This window comes from Corallococcus sp. Z5C101001, from assembly GCF_007352635.1.
Classification (GTDB): Bacteria; Myxococcota; Myxococcia; order Myxococcales; family Myxococcaceae; genus Corallococcus; species Corallococcus silvisoli.
On the sequence record NZ_VKLU01000005.1, the window covers coordinates 728,471 to 752,804 of the forward strand.

A 24,334-nucleotide genomic window follows, 5' to 3' on the forward strand; every position below is an offset into this window, starting at 1 on the left:
TGCGTGGACGGGCGCGGGCTGCGACACTGCCCGCGCCCATGCTCCCCTCCTTCCTGGCCCTGCTCGGGCTTGGCCTGAGCGCCACTCCCCCACCCGCCCCGTCCGCGCCCGACCTCCTGCGCGCGCAGTGCCGCACGCACGCCGCGGATCCGCGCCACCCCTGGGCGCTCGCGCACGGCATGGACCTGGACGGGAAGGCCTTCCGCGCCCGTGACGGCCGCCCCGCCGCGGACGCCATCGTCGCGGGGTTCCTGCACCGCGAGGCCCCGGACGCGGGGGGCGCCCCGCCGCGCTTCTACTTCGACGCGTTCACCGCGGAGGGCACGCCCGTGGAGCCACACCCGGCGCTCCAGGTGAAGACCTTCGTGCTCGCGGGCTACCCGCTCACGCACGCGTTCCCCGCGCCCTGGGGCCCGGTGACGCTGCGCGACCTGGTGGCGTCACTCCAGCGCGACTTCCGCCCCGCCCTGGCGTCCTCGCCGGAGGGAGCCTGGGCGCTGGACGCGCTGTCACACGTGCTCAAGCCCGGGGCCTCGTTCGTCAACGGCGCGGGAGAGACCGTGCGCATCGACGCGGTGATGGACACCGCGCTCGGCACGCTGGAGGCCGCGCAGGCGGAGCTGGCCCGGGGGATGAAGGCGGGCCTTCCGGAGGTGCCCAAGAACAAGCAGGGCATCTACGCGCACCCGTGTGGAGGGCTCCACTTCTTCCAGGCCGTCGCGGGTTGGGCGCGCTTCCCCCAGGTCCGCAAGGCGTGGGGCGCGCGGCTGGATGCGCAGGTGGACGTGCTGGTGTACCGGCTGGGTTCGGAGACGCGGCAGTACGAGGCCGCGCTCGCCGCCGCCCCCGCGTACCGCATCCCCGTGCTGGTGCAGATGGTGAAGTTCCACGGGCACTTCCTGGAGGCGCTCGGGCGCTACCGGGACGAGGCAGGCTGGAAGCCCACGCCCGGGCAGGCCCGCGCGGTGGAAGCGGCCCGTGCGGCCCTGGAGCGCGCCACCCTCCTGCTGGAGGCCACCGGCGCCTTCCGCGACACCGCGACGCTGGCTCGGACGCAGCCCCAGCTCGCCCTGGACCTGGTGGGGGACGCGTGCCACGCGGCGCGCGGCTGGGACCTGTGGGGGGCCCCGCCGGCGAGGTGAAGCGCGGACGTCACGGGCCGTCCGAGCGCTGCCCTCCTGGCCGCAGCCTACGGAGTCCCGCCGACAGCGCCGCGCGCCCGGAGGCCATCCACCTTCGACCCCGCTGGCGCGCGACCATCACCGAGCCCAACACGAGCCGCTGGGCGCGCATCTGGAAGAGGTCCGCGCGCAGCTCCATGGGCGTCACCGTGCGGATGCGGCCCTGCTCATAGGCCTCGGTGATGGCGCGGCGCTGGAGCTTGCCGCTGCTCGTCTTCTGGAGCTGGCCGTAGCGGATGAAGAGGACGTCCTGGGGCGCGAGCGTCACGCCCACCGACTCCAGCACCGACTGGCAGACCTGCTGGCGGCTCTGCTCCATCCGCTCCAACGCGGACGGGTGGTTCACCTCCGCCAGCACCACCAGGCGGCCCTTCACCTGGATGACGGCGGTGCGGCCCGCGCGGATGAAGGACAGCCGCTCCACCGCCTGTTCGAAGTCCGCGGAGAAGAAGCTCTGGCCGTTCACCTTGATGCGGTCGTTGATGCGCCCGGTGATGAAGAGCTCGCCCTCTCGCTGGAAGCCCAGGTCTCCCGTGGCGTAGTAGCCGTCCTCTCCACGCAGGGGGCGGTCGTCCAGGAAGTACGACGGCGCGAGGCTGCCACCGCGCAGCTCGATCTCCCCCATCTCGTCCTCGCCGCACACGCGACCGTCCTCGGCGCGCAGGCGCACCTCGAACTCCGTCAGCGGCCGGCCCACGGAGATGGCGGGCTGGCCATTGGGCGCGGTGATGACGCGCACCATCTGGCCCGGCGGCACGCTCGCCACCATCAGCACCGTCTCCGCCATGCCGTAGCACGGCATGAACACGTCGCGCCGGAGGCCGCACGGGGCCAGCAGCGCCAGGAAGTGCTCCAGGTTGGGGATGTTGATGGGCTCGCTGCCCAGATAGATGCTGCGCACCCGCGAGAGGTCCAGCCGCTGGACGGCCTCCGCGTCCAGGTCCTTCAGCGTCTTGAGCGCGTAGTCGATGGCGAAGTTGGGGATGACGGAGCCCATCACCTTCTCGGAGGAGATGAGCTCGAACCAGCCCACGGGATCCATCAGGAAGGAGGCCGGCTGCGACAGGAGCAGATCATTGCCCACCGCGAGGCAGGTGAGCAGCCCGCCGATGAGCCCCATGTCGTGATAGAGCGGCAGCCAGCTCGTCACCCTGTCCTCGGACGTGCGTCGGTCGTGGCGGGTGATCATCCGCAGGTTCGCGGCCAGGTTCTCCTGGGTGACGGGGACGCCCTTGGGGAACGACGTGGACCCCGACGAGAACTGCACGAACGCCAGCTCCCCCGGCGCCACCTCCCGGAGCCGCGCGCCCGCGCGCGTCGCCCCCGCGGGAGGCAGCGGCAGCCGCTCCAGGGGCAGCTCCAGGCCCGCGAGGCTGGGGGCGTCCAGCACCAGGGAAGCGCCGTAGCGCTCGTGGATGCGCGCGAGGAAGTCCCGGTAGGGGCCCTTGGGCGTGCTCAGGATGTATGGCTTCACCGACAGGGGCACCGCCCCCAACTCCATCAGGCCCAGGAAGGCGAAGATGACGGCCGAGGAGGTCTCGAACGGGAGCACCACGCGGGTGCCCGGCGTCACGCCCCGCGCGCGGAAGTGCTCCGCCGCGGCGGCCACCCGCGCGGGGAACTCCCGGTAGGGAACGACCTCCGGCGGGCCGATGAAGTCGTCATAGAGAAACAGCCCACGGCGCGGATCCGCCGCCTCCAACCGCTGGATGATGTCGAGCATGTGGACTTCCCTCCTCGTCAACCTTCAGGGCGCGGACGCCACCTGGCGCATCCACGCGAGCACCCGGGGCAGCACCTCGCGGCGGGCGCGCTCCCCGCGCACCACGTCGAAGTGGCCCGCGTCCCAGCTCAGTCCCTGCGCACGGCCCAGGACGGCCAGCACCTTCTTCCCACCGCCCAGGTGCTCCACCAGCTTCTGGGCGCGCCGGGGCGAGGCATGGAACCCATCCGCCGCGCCCACGCCCGCGAACACCGGCAGCGTCACCTTCCCCAGCGCGCCCCAGTAGTCCGTCGCGCCATCCGCGCTGCGGAACGCTCCGGTGGGCGCCCAGTTGGTGAACTGCCGCATCACGCCCGGGGGCTCGTCCCAGGGGCCCTGCTTCAGGGCCTTCGCCGGGAAGCGGCCCAGCAGCCCCGCCACCGCGGTGGAGAACCCCAACTGGAAGCGCTTCTTGAGCCCGCCGTCGCTGTAGTCATTCACCGCCGAGGACAGCGTGCACACGCCGGCCAGCATCGCCTGGGCCTCCAGGTCCAGCCCCAGCGCCGCCAGCACCGCGTAGCCGGCCATGCTGTGGGCCAACAAGAACAGCGGTCCCGAGTGGCGCGCGCGCACGGCCCGCACCAGGTCCGGCACGTCGTGGCGCACGTAGGTGTCGAAGTTCCAATCGAACGCGCGCTTCTGGGGCCAGCGGCTCTTGCCGTGCCCGCGCAGCGACGCGACGTACGCCGTGCAGCCCTCGTCCACGAAGGAGCGCGCCGGCCCGTCGCCCTGCCCTCCCAGGAAGAAGCGCCCGTCGGAGAACAGTCCCGGGACGAAGAGGATGCCGGGCGTGGAGGCAGGGGCCGCGGCCAGGCTCGCCTCCACGACGTGCAGCGCGTGGCCCCCCGACGTGGGCACCCAGAAGTCCTCCATCAGGGCGGCGTCGGGCTTCGTGTTCGTGCTCATGGACGAGACTCCTCCGAGGGGACCACGGGGCCGCCCGCGGCGGCGAGGAACTGCTGGAGCGACGCGAGCGAGCGCGTCCGCGCATCCAGGAACGCCACGCTCACCACCGCCTCCACCGCCAGGGGCCCGTCCCCGGAGAGGAACACGCGCTGGCGGAACCGGGCGCGGTAGTTCAGCCCCTCCACGTCCAGTTCGTCCTCGGCGGGCGACTCCAGCACCGTGTGCACCCGCACGTCGCCCGGGGGAATCTCGCGGCGGTAGTCCACCTCCACGCGCGACACCACCGCCACCACCGCGGCGCCGCGCTTCAGCCCCTGCCGCTCCAGCCAGGCCCAGCGGCCGGCCTCCAGGTACTCCAGCACGGTGGCGTTGTTCACATGGCCCAGCGTGTCCAGGTCGTTGGGCCGCACGCGCAGCGTGAGCGAGGACTCTTCGAAGTGCACGGGGATGTCCTTCTGGCCGCGGGGGGAACCACGGCGACTTCAGGGAGACGGAGCGCGCGTCACGAGGACCACCGTCGAGACGAACCCTCCGCTGTGGGACAGCGACACGGCGACCTGCCAACCCTCGCGCGAGAGGCGCTCCGCGAGCGCGCCGTGGAACTGGAAGCGTGGCGCGTGCCGGGCATCGTGGACGAGCTCGGCGTCCGTCCAGAACCAGTCCTCCATGGCGGGCAGCGCCTTGAAGAGCGCCTCCTTGGCGCTGAAGCCCGCCGCCAGGCTCTGCTTCGGGGACGCGGAGTGCTCGAAGTAGGCGAGCTCCGCGGCCGTGAAGAAGACGTCCGGCTCCAGCAGGGACCGTGCATCCTCCAGCTCCGAGATGGCCTGGAGGTCATGGCCCAGGCCCATCAGCACCCGACGAGGTCCATCCAGGTGTCTTCGACGCTTTCACGCGACGTCACGGTGATGCCGGTGATGCGCTTGAGCGCGTGGAAGATGAGCTGCTCCTTCTTGCGCAGCGACTCCGGGACCTCGAAGCCGTCGCGGTGCTCCAGCTGATCCCACCAGTTGACGTGGGTGTCGCGAGACTCCACCCGCTCGCGCTTGCTGCCATGCACCTCTCCGCCGTCGCGCAGGAACAGGTGCGCCACCGCGAACGCCTCCTTCGCCTGATAGCCACCGCTGTCCACCAGCGCCTTGGCGAAGGCGATGAAGTAGTTCATGTGCTGGATTTCGTCCGCGGCCACCTGCTTGAACAGCGCGCGCAGCCCCGGATCCTCGACGCGCTGCGAGCACTGGCCGTAGTCCACCGCCGCCACGACCTCCGAGATGGCCAGCAGCGTGAGCGTGCGCAGCATGTCGTCGTCGGGGAAGACCTTGCGGAACTCGATGAAGGTGGCGTCCGTGATGGGCTCCAGCCGCATCACCGTGGACAGGCGGTTGAACGCCGTCTCGTGGTGCGCCTCCTCCTCGTTCCAGTAGCGGCTCCACGTGCCGCACGCCTGCATGATGGCGGCGACCGTGGGGTCCTTCTCCTGCCAGCGGCGGCACTCCGCGTCCGCCAGGCGCTCCAGCCGGTCAGCGCCTGGCTTCGTCGTCAGCTCCGCCCGCCCGGCGTTCCACACGAGGTGCCGGTCGGCTTCTCCCAGGCGCTCGAAGTCCACCGCCGCCAGCATCTCCATCACGCTCCAGCGCCGCGACTCGTGCAGCCGCTGCTGCTCCCACGCCAGGTCCACCAGCGACAGCCCCCGTTGCGTGATGGCCTCGTACAACTCCGCCATGATCGCTGGACGGCCCTCCTGCTCCTGCGCGCCCGGAGTGCTGCTGGGCCCGTCCTCCAAGTCCTGCTCGAGGCTTCCCGCCTGGATGCTCATGCCGACTGTCGCCCCGGGTTCGAGACCTCGGCCATGAACACCTCCAGCACCTTTGATACCGGTGTATCAAGTGACAAGGCAGGCAGTCGCACTCGCAGTCCATACTCCTTGCGCAACCCGTTGGAGGTGCGGGCAAAGGCTTCCATCAGATCGACGCTGTTGGTCATGCGCTCCGAGCGGGTGATGAGGGCCGCGAGCGTCAGGTCGTCGGAGAACAACTCCGCCACTGACAAACCCACGTTTTCTGCGAATTTCTGTCGGATATAGGACTCGAGCTCCTGCGCGTCGGGCACGGGGGACCTTCCTTCCCAGGGCTTGAAAGTCGTTTTCCCAGTCAGAAACCAGGAAAGATCTAACTGTCGCTCCTGAACTGTCAATCGGCAACGGGTCACTTTGGAGCCGCGCGGGAATACGGATCCACGCACGTGTTCTCACGGTGTTCATGCAATGAGACGCGAGATTTCCTCGGCTGTGAAACCTGCTTCTTCCAGGATGACGCGGGTGTGTTGTCCCAGCGCGGGCGGTGGACGCAGTGCGACGTCGCCCATGCGCAGCGGCGTGAGCAGGTGCGTAACACGGATGCCGCGCTGCGCATCGTCCGCGTCCACGAAGAGGCCCCGCGCGCGCAGCTGCGAGTCCGACAACACGTCGTCGCCCTCCGCCACCGGCTCCACGCACAGCTCCGCGCCAGCGAGCCGTTCGCGCCAGTGCGCCATCGGCTCGCTCGCGAAGATGCGGGTGAGCTCTGACTTCACGCGAGCCCCCGCTTCACCGCCCGTGTATGCGTCATCCAGCAGCTCCGGGCGGCCCAGCCGGGCGCAGAGCGCGCCGAAGAACTTGGGCTCCAGCGCTCCCACGGCGAGCCAGCGATCATCCGCGGTGCGGTACAGGCCGTAGCTGGGGTAGCCGCCGTTGAGGGGCTCGCTGCCGCGGGCAAGCGGCGTCCCCGCCTCGCCAGTGAACAGGCGAGCGGCCAGGTGCAGGTGGAGGAACGCGAGCGCGCCGTCCGTCATGGAGACATCCACGAAGCGGCCCACGCCGGTGCGCGCGCGCTCGTGCAGCGCGGCGAGGATGCCCACCAGCGCGAAGAGGCTGCCACCGCCGATGTCCGCCACCTGGACGCCCGGGAACGCGGGCGCGCCGCCCGCCTCGCCGCCGTAGCCCAACAGCCCCGCGCGGGCCACGTAGTTGAGGTCGTGCCCCGCCTTGAGCCGGTCCGGCCCTGTCTGCCCATAGCCGGAGATGGCGCAGTAGATGAGCCGCGGGTTCCTGCGCCGCAGCACCGCTTCGCCCACGCCCAGCTTGTCCATCACGCCGGGACGGAAGCTCTCCACCAGCACGTCGTAGCCGTCCACGAGGCGCAGGAGCGCCTCGCGTCCCTCCGGCGTCTTCAGGTTGAGCGTGAGCGAGCGCTTGTTGCGGTGCAGTCCGTAGAAGAGCGCGCCCTCGCCGTCGCGGTGCGGCGGCATGTGCCGGGTGGCGTCCCCCACGTCCGGGTCCTCCACCTTGTCGACGGTGGCACCCAGGTCCGCCAGCACCAGCGTCGCGTACGGGCCGGGCAGCAGCCGCGACAGGTCCAACACCCGCAGGCCGGCGAGAGGAGAGGACGGCTCGGACATGGAAGGGGACTCCAGGGGGAGGGGCACGACATGACGACGGCGCGTCCCCTCGAGGGTGACGCGCCGTCGGTACGACCCGAGACGGAGGGTGTATCAGCCGAGCAGCTTCGCCAGCTTCATGGCGAGGCCCATGTCCATCGGCTTGAACTTCAGCTTGCCCTGCATGGCGGCCATCTGCGCGTTCAGCTTCTTCTCCGTGATCTTCACGAAGTCGTCGTTGCTGACGGTGACCGTCATCTTGGACGCGCCGTTGATGCCCTCGGACACCCAGCCCTCGGTCTTCGTGGTGTCCAGCGTCCACTTGCCGCCGCCCTCACCCGAGACGTCGAAATGGATGACGGCGTTGATCTCCTTCGCCAGCTCCGGCTTCGCCTGCAGCCGGTTGGGGATCTCCGTCTCGATGATGTCCTTCGCGGTCGCCATGACTCGCTCCTTTGATCAGCGTTGATTGGTGAATCAAGCCCGCGCGGACCGTAATGGCGCCCCTCCGCCGGGTCAAGGGTGGGCCGAGGCGCTGTCCTCAGACGCGCGACGTGTCCACCGAAGGGCCCAGGGAGTGTCGCACCATCGACAGCAGATCGTTGAGCTCGAAGGGCTTGGCCAGATGGCCCACCGCGCCAATGTCCTTGGCCTTGCTGCCGACGTTGCGGTCCGCGCTGAGGACGATGAGCGGGATGCTCGCGACGGACGGCTGCTTCTGTCGCATGCGCTGGGCGAACTCCCAGCCGTCCATCACCGGCATCATCAGGTCCAGCAGGATGAGGTGGGGAGGATCCGGCTCCAGCCGCTCCAGGGCCTCCTTGCCGTTGCGCGCACGGCGGATCTCGAAGCCCTCGGCCTCGAGGATCTCCGAAAGGGCTTCCAGGATGTCGGGATCATCGTCCACGACGAGAACCACGGGCGCGCCAGAGTGCTGTGCGTTGAGCGAGGTCAGAGGTGTCTCCTCGATGCCGCTACCAGGGGCCGATCATCCACCATCAGCGGACCCACTGGCGCAAGAAATTTAGGGGGCCTCTCCGGAAGCGGGAGCCCGTTGCAAAACCGACAGTCACTGCTCACCCTTCCGTTGACCCGAAGCACGGACAGGGGAGGTCCGCGTGACGTGGATGGGGGAGACATCCGGAGCCACCGAGCCGACGCCTGGGCTCGTGCTGCTGCCCCGCCAGGGGGTGCCGCGCCTGCTCGGCCCCCTGCTGCTGGAGTACCTGGGACTGGACGCCCTGCCCCCCCTGTCGGGGACGGACGGCATCGACGGGTTGATGACGGCGGCCGGCTTCCACCAGCGAGACGGAGCCCGGGACCTGTGGGAGCGCGAGGAGCGCGCGGTGCGGGTGGGCGAGGAGCTGCTGGCGGAGGGTGGGCGCCTGGTGTGGGTGCTGCCGGAGCCATGGAGCGCCGCGGAGGCGCCCAGGCCCGAGGGGCGCGTGGCGGAGCGCGTGCGCTACCTGTCGCTCGCGTCGCATGACCTGCGCGGCTCGCTGGCCAACATCCGCTCGTACGCGGCGCTGCTGCTCAACGGGCGCGTGCCGCTGGAGCCCAAGGCGCAGCGCGGGTTGGAGACCATCCTGCGCAACGCGGACCGGGCGCTCGCGTTCGCCCAGGACTTCTTCGACTCCAGCCGCGCGGACCTGGGCGCGCTGGCGTGCGAGCGCGAACGACAACCGCTCCTGCCCATCCTGGCCGCCGCCGTGGAGCGCATGCGCGCCGCCGCGTCCGCCGCCAACGTGGCGCTGGTGATGGACCCGCTGCCGGACCTGCCCGACATGGAGGTGGACGCGGGCCGCATCCAGCACGCGGTGGAGGCCTTCGTGCACCACCACCTGGGCCACGCCCAACCGGGCGAGGAGCTCCACGTGCGGGCCACGCCCCAGGGGCACCAGGTGAGGGTGGAGGTGCGCCGCGACGGCGCGGCGGTTCCGGAAGAGGACACCTCCGCCATCTTCCAGTGCGAGGAGCGCGCCTTCCGCGAGCGCAAGCTGGAGGATCCGCTGCGCGTCTTCCTGGCCCGGCAGGAGGTGGAGGCCCACGGCGGCCAGGTAGGCGCCCAGGCGGACGCGGGCGGCAGCACCCTGTTCCTCACGCTCCCCGTGCCCCTGACCAGAGACGTGGGGCAGCCAGCAGGCTGGCAGGCGTAAGCCGCCCACGCGGGAGTTGCTAGCGCGACCCACCTCCCCCCGGTATGCTCCTGCGCGCATTTCGCGAGGAGCGAAGCCATGGGTTTGAAGCTTCCTGAGATTCTGTTGATTTTCGCGGCGCTGCTGCTGCTGTTCGGCGGCTCGCGGCTGCCACAGCTCGGCTCGTCCCTGGGCAGCGCGCTCCGCAACTTCAAGCGCGGCTTCTCCGGTGACGAGAAGGACGAGGCCAGCGACAAGAAGCAGGGCACGCTGTCCGCCACCTCGGGTGTGGACAAGGACGTCGCCGCCAAGTCGCCCAGCCACCACGCCTGACGCCGCGCGGGAGGGCCCACGAAGGCCCTTCCCCGGGACATGGACGCTGAAGGCCCTGACGCCCGTACCGCGGACCGCGTGAAGCAGTCCATGGACGGGCGTCGGGCTTCATCATGCAATGCATGCCGCGCGCTCCCCTGGGCGGTCTGGGGAGCGCGGGCGGGCGGGCCTAGTCCGCCACCTTCGCGCCTTCGTACATGGCGTCGATGGTCTTGATGTACTTCTGGCTGGCCACCTTGCGCTTCACCTTGAGGGTGGGCGTGAGCTCGCCGGTCTCCTGCGTGAAGTCCGCGTCCATCACCGCGATCTTCTTGATGCTGGAGTACGGGGGGATCTCCGCGTTCACCTTCTTGATGATCTCCTCGACGGCCGTCTTGATCTCCGGCCGCTGGGAGTTCTGCGCGTAGGTGCCCACCGCGATGCCCTTGTCCTCCAGCAGCTTGCGCGCCGGGTCCTCCGCCACCGTGATGAGCGCGACGAGGAACGGCCGCTTGTCGCCGTACACCATGGCCTGGCTGATGAGCGGGAAGGTCTTGAGCGTGTTCTCGATGTTCTGCGGCGCCACGTTCTTGCCGCCCGCGGTGACGATGATGTCCTTCTTGCGGTCGGTGATGCGCAGGTAGTTGTCGGAGTCCACCTCGCCGATGTCGCCGGTGTGGAACCAGCCGTCCGGCTCCAGCACCTCCGCCGTGGCGCTGGGGTTCTTGTAGTAGCCCTTCATCACGCAGGGGCCACGCACGAGGATCTCCCCGTCGGCGGCGATCTTGATCTCCGTGCCCGGCACCGGCGGGCCCACGGTGCCGATCTTGATCTTCTCCACCCGGTTGGCGTTGCACGGAGCGCTGGTCTCCGTGAGGCCGTAGCCCTCCAGCACCTTCAGGTCGAGCAGGTCGAAGAAGTAGGCGATCTTCCGCGACAGCGGCGCGCCGCCGGAGATGAAGATGCGCATGTTGCCGCCCAGCTTCTCATCCAGCGTCTTGCGCACCTTGGAGAAGACCAGCTTCTTCGCCAGGGTGAACATCAGCGAGTTGTACTCGCGGCCCTGCGCGCGCGCCTCCGCGTACTCGTCGAAGAGGCCGAAGGCCCACTTGAACAGCTTGCCCTTCACGCCGGGCGCCGCGGAGCCGTTGGCGACGACGTTGTTGTAGACCTTCTCGAACACGCGGGGCACCGACGGCAGCACCGAGGGGCGCGTCTCCGCCAGGTTCGCCAGCAGCTTGTCCACCGACTCCGCGATGATGAGCCGGAAGCCCAGGGCCAGCCACGCGGCCTTCACCACCTGGGCGAACACGTGCGCCAGGGGCAGGAAGAGCATCACGGTGTCGTTGGGCACCATCATGCCCATGGCCAGGGTGGCCTTCGCCTCATAGGCCCAGTTGCCGTGGGTGAGGATGACGCCCTTGGGGTCGCCCGTGGTGCCGGAGGTGTAGATGATGAGGTTGGTGTCCTCCGACTTCACCTGCGCCACGCGCTCGGCGAAGGCGGCGTCGGTCGCCTGGGGATGCCCCTTGCCGGAGGCGATCATGTCCGCGAGCGACAGCTCCTTGTCGCCGGAGACGGGCCCCTCGAAGACGATGATCTTCTGCAGCGCCGGGATGTCCCCCAGCTTGGAGCGGACGCGGGACAGCCGGCCCGCCTGCTTGGCGTCCTTCTCGTCGGAGTCGACGAGCAGGACCTTCGTCTCCGAGTGGTTGAGGATGTAGCGACACTCATCCGGCGTGTTGGAGCCGTAGATGGGCACCGTGATGGCCTGCGCCGCGGTGATGGCGAGGTCCGCGATGATCCACTGCAGGCTGGTGTTCGCGAAGATGGCCACCCGGTCCCCGGGCTGAACGCCCTGGGCGATGAGGCCCGCGGCCTGCGCCTTCACGTCCTCCAGCACCTGCGAGAACGTGACGTCCTGCCAGCGCCCATCCTTCTTGTGGGTCGCCCCCACCTTGGAGGCATTCTGGGCCCGCTGAACGAGCAACTGGACGAGGTTCTGCTCCTGCGTCCCGCCCGCCGCGGGAGCCGTCGTGACCTGACTCTCTGCCCTCACTTGAGCTCCTCCTGGATGTCAGCATCCACCTTCTTGGCCCACTGCTGCACACGCTGCCCCTCAGCGGGGTTGTACGCGGTGCTTCCCTGCTTGACCTTCTCGATGGCGGCGCTCGCGTCCTTCGCCTTGCCGTCCTTCAGGAGCGTCTCGGCGAGGTAGTAGTGCGCGCGCAGCGACTGCGGAAACCGGGCGATGGCCTTCTGGAAGTACTCCGCGGACTTCCCCAGGTCACGCTTCGGCCACGGCAGCTCATAGAAGTAACGCCCCTTGACCAGCCAGGGACCGCCGGACTCGTACGTCGGGTCGATCTTCAGCGCGGTGTCCAGGCGCTCGTTGAACTTGCCTTCCAGCCCGTCGCCCAGCGCCTTCATGATGCCCACGGCCTGCGAGTAGGAACCAATGCCGCATGCGGCAAAGTAGTGCCCCTCCACGCGCGCCGGCTGGAGCTTCGCGGCCTTGTCACCGGCCTCCCAGGTCTGCTTGCCCAGGACCATCTTCAGCTTCTTCTCCGTGGCGCCGTCCGCCTGCCACTGGAGGATGCGCGCCTTGCGCCACGCGAGGTCGAAGTCCTCCGGCGCCGCCGCCAGGGCGTCCTTGAGCCCCGTCTCCAGCGCCTTCACCGCCTCGGCGTCGTTGCGTCTGGAAAACAACGCGTCGAGCTGCTCGAGCAGCGCTGGCTCCGCCGCCTCGACGGGGAGGGCCCAAAGCAGCCCTAGGGCAAGCAATTTCAGGCGCATCGAAATGCCTTAGCACGCACGCTTGCCTACCATCAACCGAACGCGCCAGACGCAGCGCGGCAAAAAAGCAGACGGGGTCGGCAAGGTGCGAACACCCCGCCAGACCCCGTCGCCGTCCGTGCTTTCTGCCGCTTCGCCGCTTCAGGCCGCGTCGGCCGTGGCGGTGTGCTCCTCGTTCTCATTGAAGGCGATGAGGTAGCGCTCCAGGAAGTTCTTCGTCTTCAGCTCCACCTGACGGACGCGCTCGCGCGACACGCCCCAGCGCTGGCCCAGCTCCTCCAGGGTGAGCGGCTTGTCCTGCGTGAGCCGCTCCTGGAGGATGTCCCAGCCCAGGTCGCCGATGCGCTTGCGCACCTTCGCGAGGGCGTCCTGGATCTCCGTGTCCTGCTCGCGCGAGAGGAACGTCTCCTGCGGCGAGGGGCCGCCGTCCTCCAGCCGGTCGAGGAAGGTCGTCTCGCCCTCCTCGTCGATGGTGGCATCCAGCGAGAAGTCCACCATGCTGCCACGCTCCGCCTCGCCGCCGCGCACCTGGCTGCGGTTGTCCTTCAGATAGCGGGTGATGTAGGCGCGGATCCACCACACGGCATAGGTGGCGAAGCGCACGTTCTTCTTCGGATCGAAGTGCTCGATGGCCTTCATCAGGCCCACGTTGCCTTCCTGGATGAGGTCGTCCAGGCGGGCCCCGCGGTTGGCGAACTTCTTCGCGACCGCGACCACGAAAGCGAGGTTGGAGCTGGCGAGCGTCTGCCGGGCGCTCTCGTCACCCTTGCGGGCCTGGCGGGCCAGCTCATACTCCTGCTCACGGGTGAGCTGCTGGTGCCCCCCCAGGTGACGCAGGTAATGCGAAAGGCCCTCTGCCGCGTACTTCGTCGAGTTGGCCATGATTTCCCGTCCTTCCGTTCGTAACTGCCGGACGCGATGAATCCCCCGACGAACCGCGTCCACCTGTCACTAGGACGCGCAACGACGGAAAGGGTTTCTCATTCCTGCCAAGAAGGGCATTTCGCCCGCTTACCCTTGTCAAAAGCCCGTCACGCACTCGTCCCCGCGGGCCTCGAAAGGTGAGGGACGCGACGGGTGGGACAGCACCTACGTTTCCGGCCACGAATTCTTCAACGCTTGGGAGCGGGGAAGATTTTCTCGGGGTTGAGCAGCCCTGATGGATCAAAAAAGGCCTTCAGGCGTCGCTGGAGGTCCAGCAGCGCGGGGGCCTGTTCCAGCGCCAGATATTCCCGCTTGGCGTGGCCCACGCCGTGCTCACCGGTGATGGTGCCCCCCAGGGAGACCGTCAGTTCCAACATCCGACGAAGGGCCTCCTCGACGAGCGGGCGTTGGTGGGGACCGTCGTAGAGGATGTTGGCGTGCAGGTTGCCGTCACCCGCGTGGCCATACGTGGCCACGGTGAGGCCCAGCGATTCTCCCATCTGCTTCAGCCGCTCGATGATCTCGGGAATTTTCGAGCGGGGGACCACGATGTCCTCCGAAATCTTCGCGGCCTTGAGCGCGCGCAATGCCGGAGAGATGACCCGGCGCGCGGCCCACAACCGTTCGCGCTGGGCATCGTCCTGAGCCACCAGGGTCTGGGTGGCCCCGTGCTGGTCGCAGATGCCTCCCAGGAGGTTCAGCTCGGCGAGGACGCCCTCGGGTGTGTTGCCGTCCACCTCGGCGATGAGGGCCGCCCCCGCGTCCGGGGGGAACTGGAAGCTGCCCCGGTGCACGATGGCCTGCACGGCCACCTCGTCGATGAGCTCCAGGCAGCGAGGCAGGATGCCGGCGGCGAGCACCGCGGAGACGCCCCGGGCCGCGGCCAGCACGGAGGGGAACACCACCAGCGCGGTCATCACCTGGCGCGGCAGGGGAATCAGCTGCACCGTGATTTCGGTGGCCACGCCGAGCGTGCCCTCGGAGCCGACGAAGAGCCCCACGAGGTCATAGCCCGCCACGCCCTTGATGGTGCGCCGGCCCACGCGGAGCACCTCGCCGTCCGGGAGCACCCACTCCAGGCCGATGACGTAATCGCGGGTGACGCCGTACTTGAGGGCGCGGGGGCCGCCAGCGTTCTCCGCCACGTTGCCGCCCAGGGTGCAGAACTCCCAGGAGTTCGGGTCGGGTGGATAGAAGAGGCCCTGCGCCTCCACGGCCTTCATCAAGTCGCCCGTCACCACGCCGGGCTCCACCACCGCGGTCAGGTCCTCCGTGGAGATGGAGCGGATCCGGTTCATGCGCTCCAGGCTCACCGCCATGCCGCCCCTCAGGGGCAGCGAGCCACCGCTCTTGCCGCTGCGCGCGCCACAAGGGGTGAAGGGCACGCCGTGCGCCTGGCAGGCCTTGAAGATGGCGGACACCTGCGCGGTGGTCTCCGGCAGCAGGACGGCGTCCGGCGGATAGACGCCGCTGTCGGATTCATCGCGCGCATAGGCCGCAAGCGAATCCGCGTCGCGCTTCACCTGTCCCGCCGCCAGCACCTCCGACAAGGCCTCCAGCACCTGCGTCACGCGCTCGGGCGCGACCCGTTCGAAGGTCTGGGCGGCCGGATTCATCGCCAGGCCCCCGGGCGAGCGCCCAGCCGGGCCCACAGCTCGCGGCGCAGCGGGCCGTCACGGCGCAGGCGGCCCTCGTAGGCCTCCGCGTGGGTGACGGCGTCGCGCTGGTGGTCGGCCCGCAACCGCAGACACGCCTGCTCCGCCTCCAGGATGCAGGCGGTGGCGGGGCTGTCGAGCACCCGCGCCAGGGACTGCGCCACTTCACGGGCCAGGTCCTCCTGGAGGATGAGCCGGTGCGCGAAGCAGTCCACCAGCCCCGCGAGCCGGCCGAAGCCCACCACGCGCGAGCCAGGCACATAGGCCACGTGCGCGCGGCCGGTGAAGGGCAGCAGGTGGTGAGGGCACATGGAGTGGAAGCGCAGGTCCGTCACCACGACCAGTTCGCCAGAGGAGTTGGGGGGCGCGGGATAGGTCTTGCCGAGCGCCTCCTCGGGCGTGCGGCCATAGCCGTCGAGGAAGCCGTTCATCCACACGTCGGCCACGCGCTTCGGCGTGTCCACCAGGTTCACGTCGTCCAGGGACAGGCCCGCGGCGGTGAGGAAGTCTCGGACCGCGCGGGCCATGGCGGCGGAGTCGGGACGCGCGGCGCTGGGGGCCTGGGCCTGGGCCTGGGCGGCGGGGGCGCGGCGACGGGGGCGGGAGGGGGGCACGGGCGGCGGAACTCCTGGCGCGGGGGCCTGTGGGTGAGGCTCATCCAACCTAACCGATGCGGCCAGAAGGGACGCCTGGAATGAAAACACCGTTCCCGTGTCCTCGTGTTTCAGGCGCGGCCTCCACGCCAGAGGTTCGTGCGTCGACGTTGAATCGCCACCCCGCCCCACCGTCCGTCACCGGGTCGCCCCCGAGACGTACGCCCCCTGCCTGCCTTGACACTCCCGGGGGCCGACAGTAAGCCAGTCGGGAACCCCAGATGCTTTCGCGCGCCCACACCCTTGCCCGCCTCACCGCGATGCTGCTCGTCGCGCTCTGGGGTATCCAGCCGCTGGGGCTGGTGCTGCACGTGGAGCAGCACGCGCATCGGTTCTGTCCGCAGCACCAGACGTTCGAAGAGGACGCGCGGCGCGCGAACCCCTCGCTGTCCCGCTTCGCCGAGCGCATCTCCGTCATCGCGTCCGTCCCGAGCGCCGTGGCGGATGCACCGGGCCTCAACCACGAGACATGTCCGCTGCTCACGGCGGCCCCGCAGGCGACCGCGCCGCTCGCGGGAGAGACCCTCGCCGTCTCGGCGTGCGTGGAGAGCAACCACCCGCCCACCGCGCCGCCGCGCTCCTTCGCGCCGCTCGCCGTCCTCGACACCGCGCCCAAGGCCTCGCCTCCGACGCACGCGTAGTCCGCGTGTCGTGTCCGTGAAGCAGGTCATTGGTCGACGGTCGTCGCGGGGCATCGTGCTCCCCGGCCGTCCGGTATCGAGGAGCAGTCACCCGTGTCATTTCTTCCGCGCAGGCATTCCCGCGCCCTTGCCGTCATGCTCGCCGCTCAGCTGTCCGCGAGCGCCGCCTGGGCCCAGCAGTCATCGCCCCCTTCCACCGCCGCCCCACCCGCCTCCGAGTCCCCACCCGAGCCCGCGCCGGCCAGCGATACGCCGGCCCTGAGCCCAGAGGAGATGTCGGAGATCGAGAAGGCGCTGGGCTCCGACACGAGCACCCGCGCGCGCCCCTCCGGGAGCACGTCCCCGGCGTCGCCCACCGCCACCAACGACTCGGGCGTGACGCCGCTCAAGCTGCCCAACGCCATCTCCAGCGGCACCAACTTCCTCAACCTGAGCTTCATCCTGGACATGGCGCTGGCGGCCTTCTCCAGCAAGGAGCCCCTGCAGGGCGGAGGACACGACCCGACGCAGAACGGCTTCAACCTCCAGCAGCTGGAGCTGTCCATCGGCTCGGTGGTGGATCCGTACTTCCGCTTCGACAGCAACATCGTCTTCAGCCAGTTCGGCGTCGAGATCGAGGAGGCCTACGCCACCACGTTGGACCTGCCCGCGAACCTCCAGGTGCGCGCGGGCCAGTTCCTCACCCGCTTCGGGCGGATCAACTCCACCCACCCGCATGCGTGGGACTTCGTCGACCAGCCCTTCGTCATGAGCCGCGTGTTCGGCGCGGAGGGCAACCGGGGCCTGGGCGTGGAGGCGTCCTGGCTCACGCCGCTGCCCTGGTACGTGGAGGTCGTCGGCAGCGCCACCGACGCCAAGGGAGAGGCCACGGCGCGCAGCTTCTTCGGCGCGACCCCGGAGCGCGTGCTGTCACCGCTGGACTTCCAGCTCACGGGCGCGGTGAAGCAGTTCTTCCCGCTGTCGGACGACCTGTCCCTGCTGTGGGGCCTGTCCGCCGCGGCCGGGCCCAACGCCACGGGCTACCGCAACCACACCAGCCTCTACGGCACGGACGTCTACGTGAAGTTCCGGCCCATCACGGAGCAGAGCGCGCAGCAGCTGGTGTTCCAGGCGGAGGTCATCTACCGGCGCCGCCAGGTCCCGGAGGACGTGCTGTCCGACTGGGGCGGCTACGCGCAGACGGTGTGGCGCTTCTCCAACCGCTGGGCCACGGGCGTGCGCTACGAGTTCGGCACGCCCGCGAAGACGCAGGAGGGCCGCGTCGCGAATGATCCGCTCGACCCCGAGTGGATCGCCAACCGCCAGCGCATCAGCGCGTCCGTGACGTTCTGGCCCACCGAGTTCTCCCGGCTGCGCCTGCAGGCCGCCACGGACCGCGTGGGCTGGCGCGCGACGCCGGACTACTCGGCCTTCCTCGCGCTTGAAGTCGTGACCGGCGCCCACGGTGCCCATGCTTTCTGATCCCTTCTTCCGGAGCCCTTCCATGCGTTCCCTTCGCCTGTTCGCGGCCCTGTGCGCCGCCGTCGTCTGTTTCGCCGCTGCTCCCGCGCATGCGGAGCTCAAGGTCGTCGCCACCCTCCCGGACCTCGCCGCGCTGGCGAAGGCCGTGGGCGGGGACAAGGTGGACGTGACGTCCCTGGCGCTGCCCACGCAGGACCCCCACTTCGTGGACGCCAAGCCGAACCTGGCGCTCGCGCTCAACCGCGCGGACCTGCTCATCGCCGCGGGCCTGGACCTGGAGATCGGCTGGCTGCCCACGCTCCAGGTGGGCGCGCGCAACAACCGCATCCAGACGGGCAACGACGGCTACCTGGACGCGTCGCGGCTGGTGAACCTCCAGGAGGTGCCCACGACGCAGGTGGACCGCAGCCAGGGCGACGTGCACCCCGGCGGCAACCCGCACTACCTCTATGATCCGCGGCAGGCGCTGGCGGTGGCGCGCGGCATCGAGGCGCGCATGTCCCAGCTGGATGGGAAGAACGCGGCCACCTACAAGGCGAACCTCGCGAAGTTCACGCAGGAGCTGCAGGCCGCGCAGGCGGGCTGGGAGAAGCGGCTCGCGGGCCTCAAGGGCGTGCCCGTCATCGCGTACCACCGCACGACGGCGTACCTGCAGGACTGGCTGGGCTTCACCACCATCGCGTTCCTGGAGCCCAAGCCGGGCATCCCGCCGAACCCGTCCCATGTCGCGCAGGTGCTGGCCCAGGGCAAGGCGCGCAAGGCGCGGATGGTGCTGAAGGAGGACTACTACCCGGACAGCATCGCGAAGCTCGTGGCGTCGAAGATCCCCGCGTCGCTCGTCACGCTTCCCGGCGGCACGGACTTCCGCGGAGGCCAGACGTACCTGCAGCGCATGGACCTGATGGTGAGCCGGCTGGAGCAGGGCCTCACCGGGAAGGGGGAGTGACGCCATGAAGCGCTTCGCATCCAAGGCCTGGCTGATCCCCCTCGCGCTCGTGTCCGGCTGTGCGTTCGACGCGGGCGAGAACTTCGCGGTGCTGGAGCCCACCGTCGAGGCCTCCTACACACCGCTGCCCCGCCGCGACGCGGGTGACGGCTACCAGGCGCTCGCCTCCGACTTCCAGCTGCGCATGGACTCCGGCGCGGTGAGCCTGGGCAGCATCGACCTGCTGGCCAGCTCCGGCGGCGGGGGCACCACGACGTTCGACCCGTCCTCTCCGCCCCCGGGCTACACGCTGTGCCACAACGGGCACTGCCACCGCGATGACGGGGCGCTGGTGGACTACGCGGACATCGAGGCGGAGCTGGGCGGCGGTGGCGGCAGCACCACCACCACGGTGGCCAACCTGCCCGTACAGACCGAGTTCGACCTGCTCACCCCCCAGACCGTGGGCGTCACCTGCCGGCCGGGCTGTGAGCTGGGACGAACGACGCTGTCCCGCGGACGCTGGTCCGTCACCGCCCTGCGGCTGAGCGGCAGCGTGCGCGATGGCCGCGTTCCGGCGCGCTTCGCGGGGGCGCTGCCCTTCCGCTTCACCGCGGCGGCGACGGGGACGGAGGCCACGCCGGTGGTGCTGCTCACCGGCGACCTGGACGTGCCCGCCGACCGGGACAACAAGCCGCGCGTGTCGCTGGGGCTGAAGCTGGCGCTGACGCCGACGCTCTTCGACGCGGTGGACTGGTCCGCCGTGACGGTGGGCGCGGACGGCGTCATGGACCTGGACGCGCCCGCGAACGCGGCGGTGCGCGCGGCGCTGCTGGAGAAGGTGGCCCAGGTGAGCCCCACCGCGGAGGTGACTCGTGGCGCATGGTGAGCACGAGACGGAGCTGGACCGGGGGCACCGCGCCGCGCCGCCGCCAGAGCCGGGCGAGCCGCTGCTGAAGTGCGAGCAGCTCGTCATCGGCTATGGAGGCAAGGACATCCTACCGCCCATGGACCTGGTGGTGCGCCGCCGGCAGTTCGTGGCGGTGGTGGGCCGCAACGGCTCCGGCAAGAGCACCTGGTTCAAGACGCTGCTGGGCCTCATCCCGCCGGTGTCCGGGAGGATTGCCCTGGGCGCGCCGCACATCCGCAGCGCGTACGTGCCGCAGATGTCCTCCATCGACTCGCTCCTGCCAGTGCACGCGCGTGAGCTGACCGGGTGGGGACGGCTGTCCGGGTGGAACTTCCTCCGGCCGTTCCCCAGCCGCGCGGATCGCCACAAGGTGGAGGCAGCGCTCGACACGGCGGGCGCGCGCGCCATCGCGAAGCGGCCCTTCCGCGACCTGTCCGGTGGCGAGAAGCAGCGCGCGTTGCTGGCGCGGGTCATCGCCACCGAGGCGGACGTGGTGCTCCTGGATGAACCCACCGCGGCGATGGACGCCGTGGCGGAGAAGCAGACGATGCTGCGGCTGTGCGCGCTCGCGCACGACCGGGGCCTGGGCGTGGTGGTGGTGAGCCACGACATGTCCGTCGCCGCCGAGCACGCCGACGTCATCCTCTTCGTGGACCGCGAGCACCGCTGCTTCGTCATGGGCGATGCACGCACCGTGTTCTGCCACCCCGCCTTCCGCCGCCAGTACGGCGACGACTACTGCCACAGCGCGCCCCAGGGACCCCATCGTGGAAACAACCCTGCTTGAGCCCTCGAAGTGGGAACAGTTCCAGGCGGGCTGGGAGCTGTTCCGCGACCCCATCCTCTGCGCGCTCATCGCCGGGTGCGTGCTGGGCTTCCTCAGCGTCTACGTCGTGCTCCGCCGCATGGTGTTCGTCAGCGCGGCGGTGACGAACACCGCGGGCCTGGGCGTGGCGCTGGCCTTCTTCGCGGAGATCCACCTGGGCGTCCATGTGGACCCGCTGGTGGGCGCCGTGGTGCTGTCGGTGGCGGCCACCCTGCTGCTGATGGTGGAGCCCTCGCACCTGCGGCTGTCACGGGAGAGCCTGCTGGGGTGCGCGTTCGCGTTCGCGGGCGGCGCGGCCATCCTCGTGGGTGACCGCATCGCGCAGGAGGCCCACGACATCCAGGGCATCCTCTTCGGCACCGCGGTGCTGGTGACGCCGGATCAACTCCACGCCGTGGCGGTGGCGGGCGCGGTGCTGATGGTGCTGCACCTGTGGTGGTACCGGGGCATCACCTTCGTGAGCTTCGACCGCGTCGGCGCCACCGTGCAGGGGCTGCCGGTGCGGCTGCTGGACACGGTGTTGATGGTGTCCATCGGCATCATGGTGGGCGTGTGCGCGCGGGCCCTGGGCGCCCTGCCCGTCTTCGCGTTCTCCACGCTGTCGGCCATCGCCGCGCTGGTGCTGGACCTGCGGCTGCCGTGGACCTTCTTCACCGCCACCGTGCTGGGCGGCATCGCGGGCGCGGGCGGCTACCTGTTCGCGTACGTCTACGACTTCCCGGTGGGCGGCTCGCAGACCGTCCTGTCCGGGGTGCTGGTGCTGCTGATGATGCTCGTGCGGCTGGTGCGCCTGCCCTTCCAGCGCAAGGCGTGAGCGGCCCCCCCGCCGTCGTCCCGGTTCAGCGGACGGCGGCGGACACCTTCTTGAACTCGGGCGTGCCCGCGCGGCCCAGCATGTCGAACAGGGCCGACTCCACGGTGAGGACGCGCGCCCCCGCGTCGCGGCACAGCTCCAGGCCCACGCGGCGGTCCTCCTCCGTGCGCGACAGCACCGCGTCCGCCAGGAGGCACGGCTCCCGGCCGCCTTCCGCCAGGTCGCGCGCCGTCTGGAAGACGCAGATGTGCGTCTCCATGCCGGTGATCAACACCTGCTTGCGGTCCCCGAGCACGGCGAGCACGTCCGGCGTGGCGGCGGAGAACTCCAGCTTCTCCAGCGGCTTGAACTCCCCCAGCCGCAGCTTCAGGAGCGAGTGCGTGCGGCCCAGCCCCTGCGGGTACTGCTCCGTGACGATGACCGGCAGACCCAGCGCCCGGGCGCCCTCCACCGCGGCGCCGGTGCGCGCGAGCATGCGGTCCAGGGCGTCGCGGTCCATCGCGGCGCACAGGCGCTCCTGGACGTCGACGACGAGCAACGCGGCCTGCTCGGGCTTCAGGCGGAACGAAGGCATGGGGCGGCTCCTTGGAGAGGCCCCCTAGTGACGTGAAGGGCGCGCGTCCGTCAAGCGCGGTGGCGTACGCCCTCAGCCTCCGTGAACGGTCCAGGGCCCTCCCCCACCCCGAGGGACGGGCCCGGTGTCCACCGGCGCATCGGGCACTCTCCGGAGCGCGGCGCGTCCCCTGCACCCGCCGGACGTGAAGCCCCGCGCGCGCTGCAGGCCTGGCAGGTGCGGATCCGCGTCCCGCCACAGGTCCAGCACGGCCTCGAAGTCGCGCGCCGCCTCGGACATGCACGAGCAGGCCACATGGGCCTCCGCGACCAGCAGCATGCTGTGGCCACACCCGGGCCGCTCCCCGGCCCGCTCCAGCGCCAGCTCCAGGGCCTTCTCCTCGCGGCCGAAGCGCAGGCGGATCCGGGCCAACGTTTCACGGGGCGGGCGGCAGAAGAGCGCGGGCCCCACGGGGCGCAGGCGGCGCTCCAGGCGCAGGGCCCGCGTGAGCGCGGCCTCCGCGCGGCCGGAGTCACCCCGGCGCGCATCCAGCGTGCCTCGAAGCTCCTGCGCGGCGACCTCCACCGTGCGCGCCACGTCGCGGGGACACAGGGCGCGGCCCTCGGAGCGGGGCGCCTCCGACAGCGCGGGCACCAGCGCATCCAGCATCAGGCACGCACGCTCCACGTCACCCAGCCGCCCCGTCTCCAGGGCGCAGGCCGCGCGCGCGTACAGGCGCACGGCGTCGCGCAGCCCCTTCTCCGCGACGGTGGCGTTGTCGCCCAGCTCCAGGGGGACCTCCGCCGCCGCGCGGCAGAAGCCAAAGCGCAGGTGCGCGGCCACCAACGTGGTCGCGGCGAAGAGCACCGCCTGGGGCCGGGAGCCCGCGGCGTCCACCCGCTGGCGCAGCTTGCGGGCCCAGACCTGCGCGCCGCGGTACTGCCCCACCTCCGCGCAACCCTCGCTCAACAGGCGCAGGGCGGGATCCGCGCTCGGCGCGACATCCAAGGGCAGCGACTCACGGGCGACGTAGGCGTCATCCGCCGCGACCGCCGCCTCCAGGCAGCGGTTCGCCTCCAACCCTCGCCCCAGGCGCAGGAGCAGGCGCCCCGAGGCGAGCAACGCGGGGCTCCCCGCGGGCACGAGCGACGGGAGCAGCTCCGCGCTCTCACGCGCCATCTCCGGCCGGGAGCTGGGCAGCCAGGCCTGGACCCAGGCCATGTGCACCCCGGCGTGGCGCGGGTGCGCGCGCAGCAGGTCCCGCAGGATGAGCTGCGCGTAGGGTTGTCCCTGGCCAGGGCGCCCGTCGGATTCGTAGCCGTCCAGGAGGAAGCCCGCGAGCAACAGGCGGGGCTCGGGCTCCTGGGGGAAGCGGTCGGTGAGGCACTCCATCTCGCGCACGAAGGCCGGTCTGCCATTGGCGGGCCCCTTGTCCGCGAGGAGGCTCGCGGCGACCACCAGCCGCTGCTCCAGGTCGGTGGCGCCCTCCGCCAGGGTGAGCGCCTTGCGGCTGGCCTCCGCGCGGTCCGGCGTGAAGCGCGCGCCCACGCCCCGGGCGAGCGTGAGCCCCCACCACGCCATGGCGAGAGAAGGATCCTGGCGCGCGGCCTCCGCGAAGGCGCGGCGGGCCTCCAGCGCCCAGCCCAGGTGCAACAGGCGCAGGCCCTGATTGAAGTACGCCTGCGCCAGGGGGACTCGCGTCGTCACTGGCAGCTGGGCGTCTCCCAACCCTTCACACAGCGGCGGCGGGGGGAGGGCCTCATCCGGGAGGTCCTCCCACGCGACGTGGGAATGCACGGACGGCGCATCGGCTCGGAACAGGCGTGCCAGCATGATGTCCTCCTCACGCTCCGGTCATCGGAGCGGCGTGGTGTTGCACTCCGGCGTCGGTCGCGCGTACGCGCGCGGCCATCCGCTTCCAGGCGTTCGACAACTCCTCCGCGGGAATGGGTGAGGCCTTGCGACGCGCCGCCAGGCACTCGCGCCGCCAGGCCAGGCCCACGTCGCGGGCCACCCACGCCTCGTACTCCGCGAGCCAGTCCGCCAGCAGCGCGAGCCCCGCCCGCGCCGCCCGGCGCTCCGCCCCGGAGGCCGCGTCCCGCCGAGGGCCCACGTCCTCCGCGCGGAACGCCGTGCCGCATGCCCCCTCCACCCACCGGGGCACGAAGCCATCGCGCGGCACGAAGATGGCGGCGCCGCACGTGTCGCACAGCGCGCCGAACCCCCACAGCGTGAGGCGCCCGCCGTCCGCGAGCCGTCCCTGGTAGGCGCTCTGCCCCTCCACGCCCGGAGGCCGGGGTTCGCGGACCAGGCCGTGACGGAGCAGCACGTTGCCGTCCGGACAGCGCACGTCCTGCCCCAGACACCACATGGCCACGTCGAACAGACGGTCGCCGTCGCGGCGAACGTCGCAGGGGAGCAGGGAACCATCACCGCCAGGGAAGACCTTGGACATGGGGCGCCTCACGG

The 24,334-nt window shown here is 70.6% G+C and carries 26 protein-coding genes; 9 read left to right on the plus strand and 17 right to left on the minus strand.

Features of this window, described 5'->3' with window-relative positions:
• Window positions 1-38 precede the first annotated feature (38 nt).
• Entirely contained in the window at window positions 39-1,142 is a 1,104-nt protein-coding gene (locus tag FOF48_RS13405) for a hypothetical protein (RefSeq protein WP_143901520.1), read from the plus strand.
• A 10-nt stretch (window positions 1,143-1,152) separates the two neighbouring features.
• Here FOF48_RS13405 and FOF48_RS13410 read toward each other — a convergent pair whose 3' ends face one another.
• The 9 genes from FOF48_RS13410 to FOF48_RS13450 form a co-directional block, all read right to left on the minus strand.
• Window positions 1,153-2,904: an AMP-binding protein gene (locus FOF48_RS13410; RefSeq protein WP_143901521.1), complete on the minus strand. Its 1,752-nt coding sequence runs from the start codon at window positions 2,902-2,904 to the stop codon at window positions 1,153-1,155.
• A 24-nt stretch (window positions 2,905-2,928) separates the two neighbouring features.
• Complete coding sequence (locus FOF48_RS13415) at window positions 2,929-3,849, minus strand: serine aminopeptidase domain-containing protein (RefSeq protein WP_143901523.1); 921 nt, start codon at window positions 3,847-3,849, stop codon at window positions 2,929-2,931.
• Entirely contained in the window at window positions 3,846-4,292 is a 447-nt protein-coding gene (locus tag FOF48_RS13420) for a thioesterase family protein (RefSeq protein ID WP_143901525.1), read from the minus strand. The genes FOF48_RS13415 and FOF48_RS13420 overlap by 4 nt, the downstream gene beginning before the upstream one ends.
• Window positions 4,293-4,331: 39 nt before the next feature.
• Window positions 4,332-4,697, minus strand: a complete 366-nt coding sequence (locus FOF48_RS13425) for a holo-ACP synthase (RefSeq protein ID WP_235685707.1) — start codon at window positions 4,695-4,697, stop codon at window positions 4,332-4,334.
• Window positions 4,697-5,569, minus strand: coding sequence for a ferritin-like domain-containing protein (locus tag FOF48_RS13430; protein ID WP_221938232.1), 873 nt, complete (start codon window positions 5,567-5,569; stop codon window positions 4,697-4,699). Before FOF48_RS13430 ends, FOF48_RS13425 begins: the two co-directional genes overlap by 1 nt.
• An 89-nt stretch (window positions 5,570-5,658) precedes the next feature.
• Window positions 5,659-5,955, minus strand: coding sequence for a hypothetical protein (locus tag FOF48_RS13435; RefSeq protein ID WP_143901529.1), 297 nt, complete (start codon window positions 5,953-5,955; stop codon window positions 5,659-5,661).
• 147 nt (window positions 5,956-6,102) lie between these two features.
• On the minus strand, window positions 6,103-7,281 hold the full coding sequence (locus FOF48_RS13440; protein ID WP_143901531.1) for a CaiB/BaiF CoA-transferase family protein: 1,179 nt from the start codon (window positions 7,279-7,281) through the stop codon (window positions 6,103-6,105).
• 93 nt (window positions 7,282-7,374) lie between these two features.
• On the minus strand, window positions 7,375-7,704 hold the full coding sequence (locus tag FOF48_RS13445) for an SCP2 sterol-binding domain-containing protein (protein ID WP_143901533.1): 330 nt from the start codon (window positions 7,702-7,704) through the stop codon (window positions 7,375-7,377).
• A gap of 97 nt (window positions 7,705-7,801) precedes the next feature.
• The gene (locus tag FOF48_RS13450) at window positions 7,802-8,179 is read right to left on the minus strand and encodes a response regulator (protein WP_143901535.1); all 378 of its coding nucleotides are present in this window, start codon (window positions 8,177-8,179) and stop codon (window positions 7,802-7,804) included.
• 208 nt (window positions 8,180-8,387) lie between these two features.
• Between FOF48_RS13450 and FOF48_RS13455 the strand changes: the two genes are divergently transcribed.
• Together FOF48_RS13455 and FOF48_RS13460 are read left to right on the plus strand one after the other, a co-directional pair.
• Window positions 8,388-9,416, plus strand: a complete 1,029-nt coding sequence (locus FOF48_RS13455; RefSeq protein WP_143902161.1) for a sensor histidine kinase KdpD — start codon at window positions 8,388-8,390, stop codon at window positions 9,414-9,416.
• Window positions 9,417-9,494: 78 nt separating this feature from the next.
• Window positions 9,495-9,728 carry a twin-arginine translocase TatA/TatE family subunit gene (locus FOF48_RS13460; protein ID WP_143901537.1) on the plus strand — a complete coding sequence of 78 codons (234 nt, stop codon included), beginning with the start codon at window positions 9,495-9,497 and terminating at the stop codon, window positions 9,726-9,728.
• Window positions 9,729-9,897: 169 nt separating this feature from the next.
• On the opposite strand, the gene FOF48_RS13465 is transcribed toward FOF48_RS13460, so the two are convergent.
• The 5 genes from FOF48_RS13465 to folE all read right to left on the minus strand — a co-directional run bounded on the left by FOF48_RS13465 (window position 9,898) and on the right by folE (window position 15,609).
• Window positions 9,898-11,766, minus strand: coding sequence for a long-chain fatty acid--CoA ligase (locus FOF48_RS13465; RefSeq protein ID WP_143901539.1), 1,869 nt, complete (start codon window positions 11,764-11,766; stop codon window positions 9,898-9,900).
• A complete protein-coding gene (locus tag FOF48_RS13470; protein ID WP_143901541.1) occupies window positions 11,763-12,503 on the minus strand; it encodes a tetratricopeptide repeat protein in 741 nt (246 codons plus the stop codon). Before FOF48_RS13470 ends, FOF48_RS13465 begins: the two co-directional genes overlap by 4 nt.
• Before the next feature lie 141 nt (window positions 12,504-12,644).
• Complete coding sequence (locus tag FOF48_RS13475) at window positions 12,645-13,385, minus strand: RNA polymerase sigma factor RpoD/SigA (protein WP_143901543.1); 741 nt, start codon at window positions 13,383-13,385, stop codon at window positions 12,645-12,647.
• Between the two features lie 230 nt (window positions 13,386-13,615).
• Complete coding sequence (locus tag FOF48_RS13480; RefSeq protein WP_143901545.1) at window positions 13,616-15,043, minus strand: FAD-binding oxidoreductase; 1,428 nt, start codon at window positions 15,041-15,043, stop codon at window positions 13,616-13,618.
• Window positions 15,040-15,609, minus strand: coding sequence for a GTP cyclohydrolase I (folE, locus tag FOF48_RS13485; protein ID WP_221938237.1), 570 nt, complete (start codon window positions 15,607-15,609; stop codon window positions 15,040-15,042). The genes FOF48_RS13480 and folE overlap by 4 nt, the downstream gene beginning before the upstream one ends.
• 347 nt (window positions 15,610-15,956) lie before the next feature.
• Here folE and FOF48_RS13490 point away from each other — a divergent pair, with 347 nt between their 5' ends.
• From FOF48_RS13490 to FOF48_RS13515, 6 genes are all read left to right on the plus strand, one after another.
• On the plus strand, window positions 15,957-16,376 hold the full coding sequence (locus FOF48_RS13490) for a hypothetical protein (RefSeq protein ID WP_143901549.1): 420 nt from the start codon (window positions 15,957-15,959) through the stop codon (window positions 16,374-16,376).
• Between the two features lie 135 nt (window positions 16,377-16,511).
• The gene (locus tag FOF48_RS13495; RefSeq protein WP_186001890.1) at window positions 16,512-17,837 is read left to right on the plus strand and encodes a zinc-regulated TonB-dependent outer membrane receptor; all 1,326 of its coding nucleotides are present in this window, start codon (window positions 16,512-16,514) and stop codon (window positions 17,835-17,837) included.
• Between the two features lie 22 nt (window positions 17,838-17,859).
• The gene (locus tag FOF48_RS13500) at window positions 17,860-18,783 is read left to right on the plus strand and encodes a metal ABC transporter substrate-binding protein (RefSeq protein ID WP_143901552.1); all 924 of its coding nucleotides are present in this window, start codon (window positions 17,860-17,862) and stop codon (window positions 18,781-18,783) included.
• Window positions 18,784-18,787: 4 nt separating this feature from the next.
• Window positions 18,788-19,651, plus strand: a complete 864-nt coding sequence (locus tag FOF48_RS13505; protein WP_143901554.1) for a hypothetical protein — start codon at window positions 18,788-18,790, stop codon at window positions 19,649-19,651.
• Window positions 19,638-20,459 carry a metal ABC transporter ATP-binding protein gene (locus tag FOF48_RS13510; protein WP_370456575.1) on the plus strand — a complete coding sequence of 274 codons (822 nt, stop codon included), beginning with the start codon at window positions 19,638-19,640 and terminating at the stop codon, window positions 20,457-20,459. Before FOF48_RS13505 ends, FOF48_RS13510 begins: the two co-directional genes overlap by 14 nt.
• On the plus strand, window positions 20,440-21,312 hold the full coding sequence (locus tag FOF48_RS13515) for a metal ABC transporter permease (RefSeq protein WP_143901556.1): 873 nt from the start codon (window positions 20,440-20,442) through the stop codon (window positions 21,310-21,312). Before FOF48_RS13510 ends, FOF48_RS13515 begins: the two co-directional genes overlap by 20 nt.
• A gap of 25 nt (window positions 21,313-21,337) precedes the next feature.
• On the opposite strand, the gene FOF48_RS13520 is transcribed toward FOF48_RS13515, so the two are convergent.
• From FOF48_RS13520 to FOF48_RS13530, 3 genes are all read right to left on the minus strand, one after another.
• Entirely contained in the window at window positions 21,338-21,886 is a 549-nt protein-coding gene (locus FOF48_RS13520; protein ID WP_143901557.1) for an isochorismatase family protein, read from the minus strand.
• A 72-nt stretch (window positions 21,887-21,958) separates the two neighbouring features.
• On the minus strand, window positions 21,959-23,698 hold the full coding sequence (locus FOF48_RS13525; RefSeq protein ID WP_143901559.1) for a hypothetical protein: 1,740 nt from the start codon (window positions 23,696-23,698) through the stop codon (window positions 21,959-21,961).
• Window positions 23,699-23,708: 10 nt separating this feature from the next.
• Complete coding sequence (locus tag FOF48_RS13530; protein WP_143901561.1) at window positions 23,709-24,320, minus strand: hypothetical protein; 612 nt, start codon at window positions 24,318-24,320, stop codon at window positions 23,709-23,711.
• Window positions 24,321-24,334: the final 14 nt, after the last annotated feature.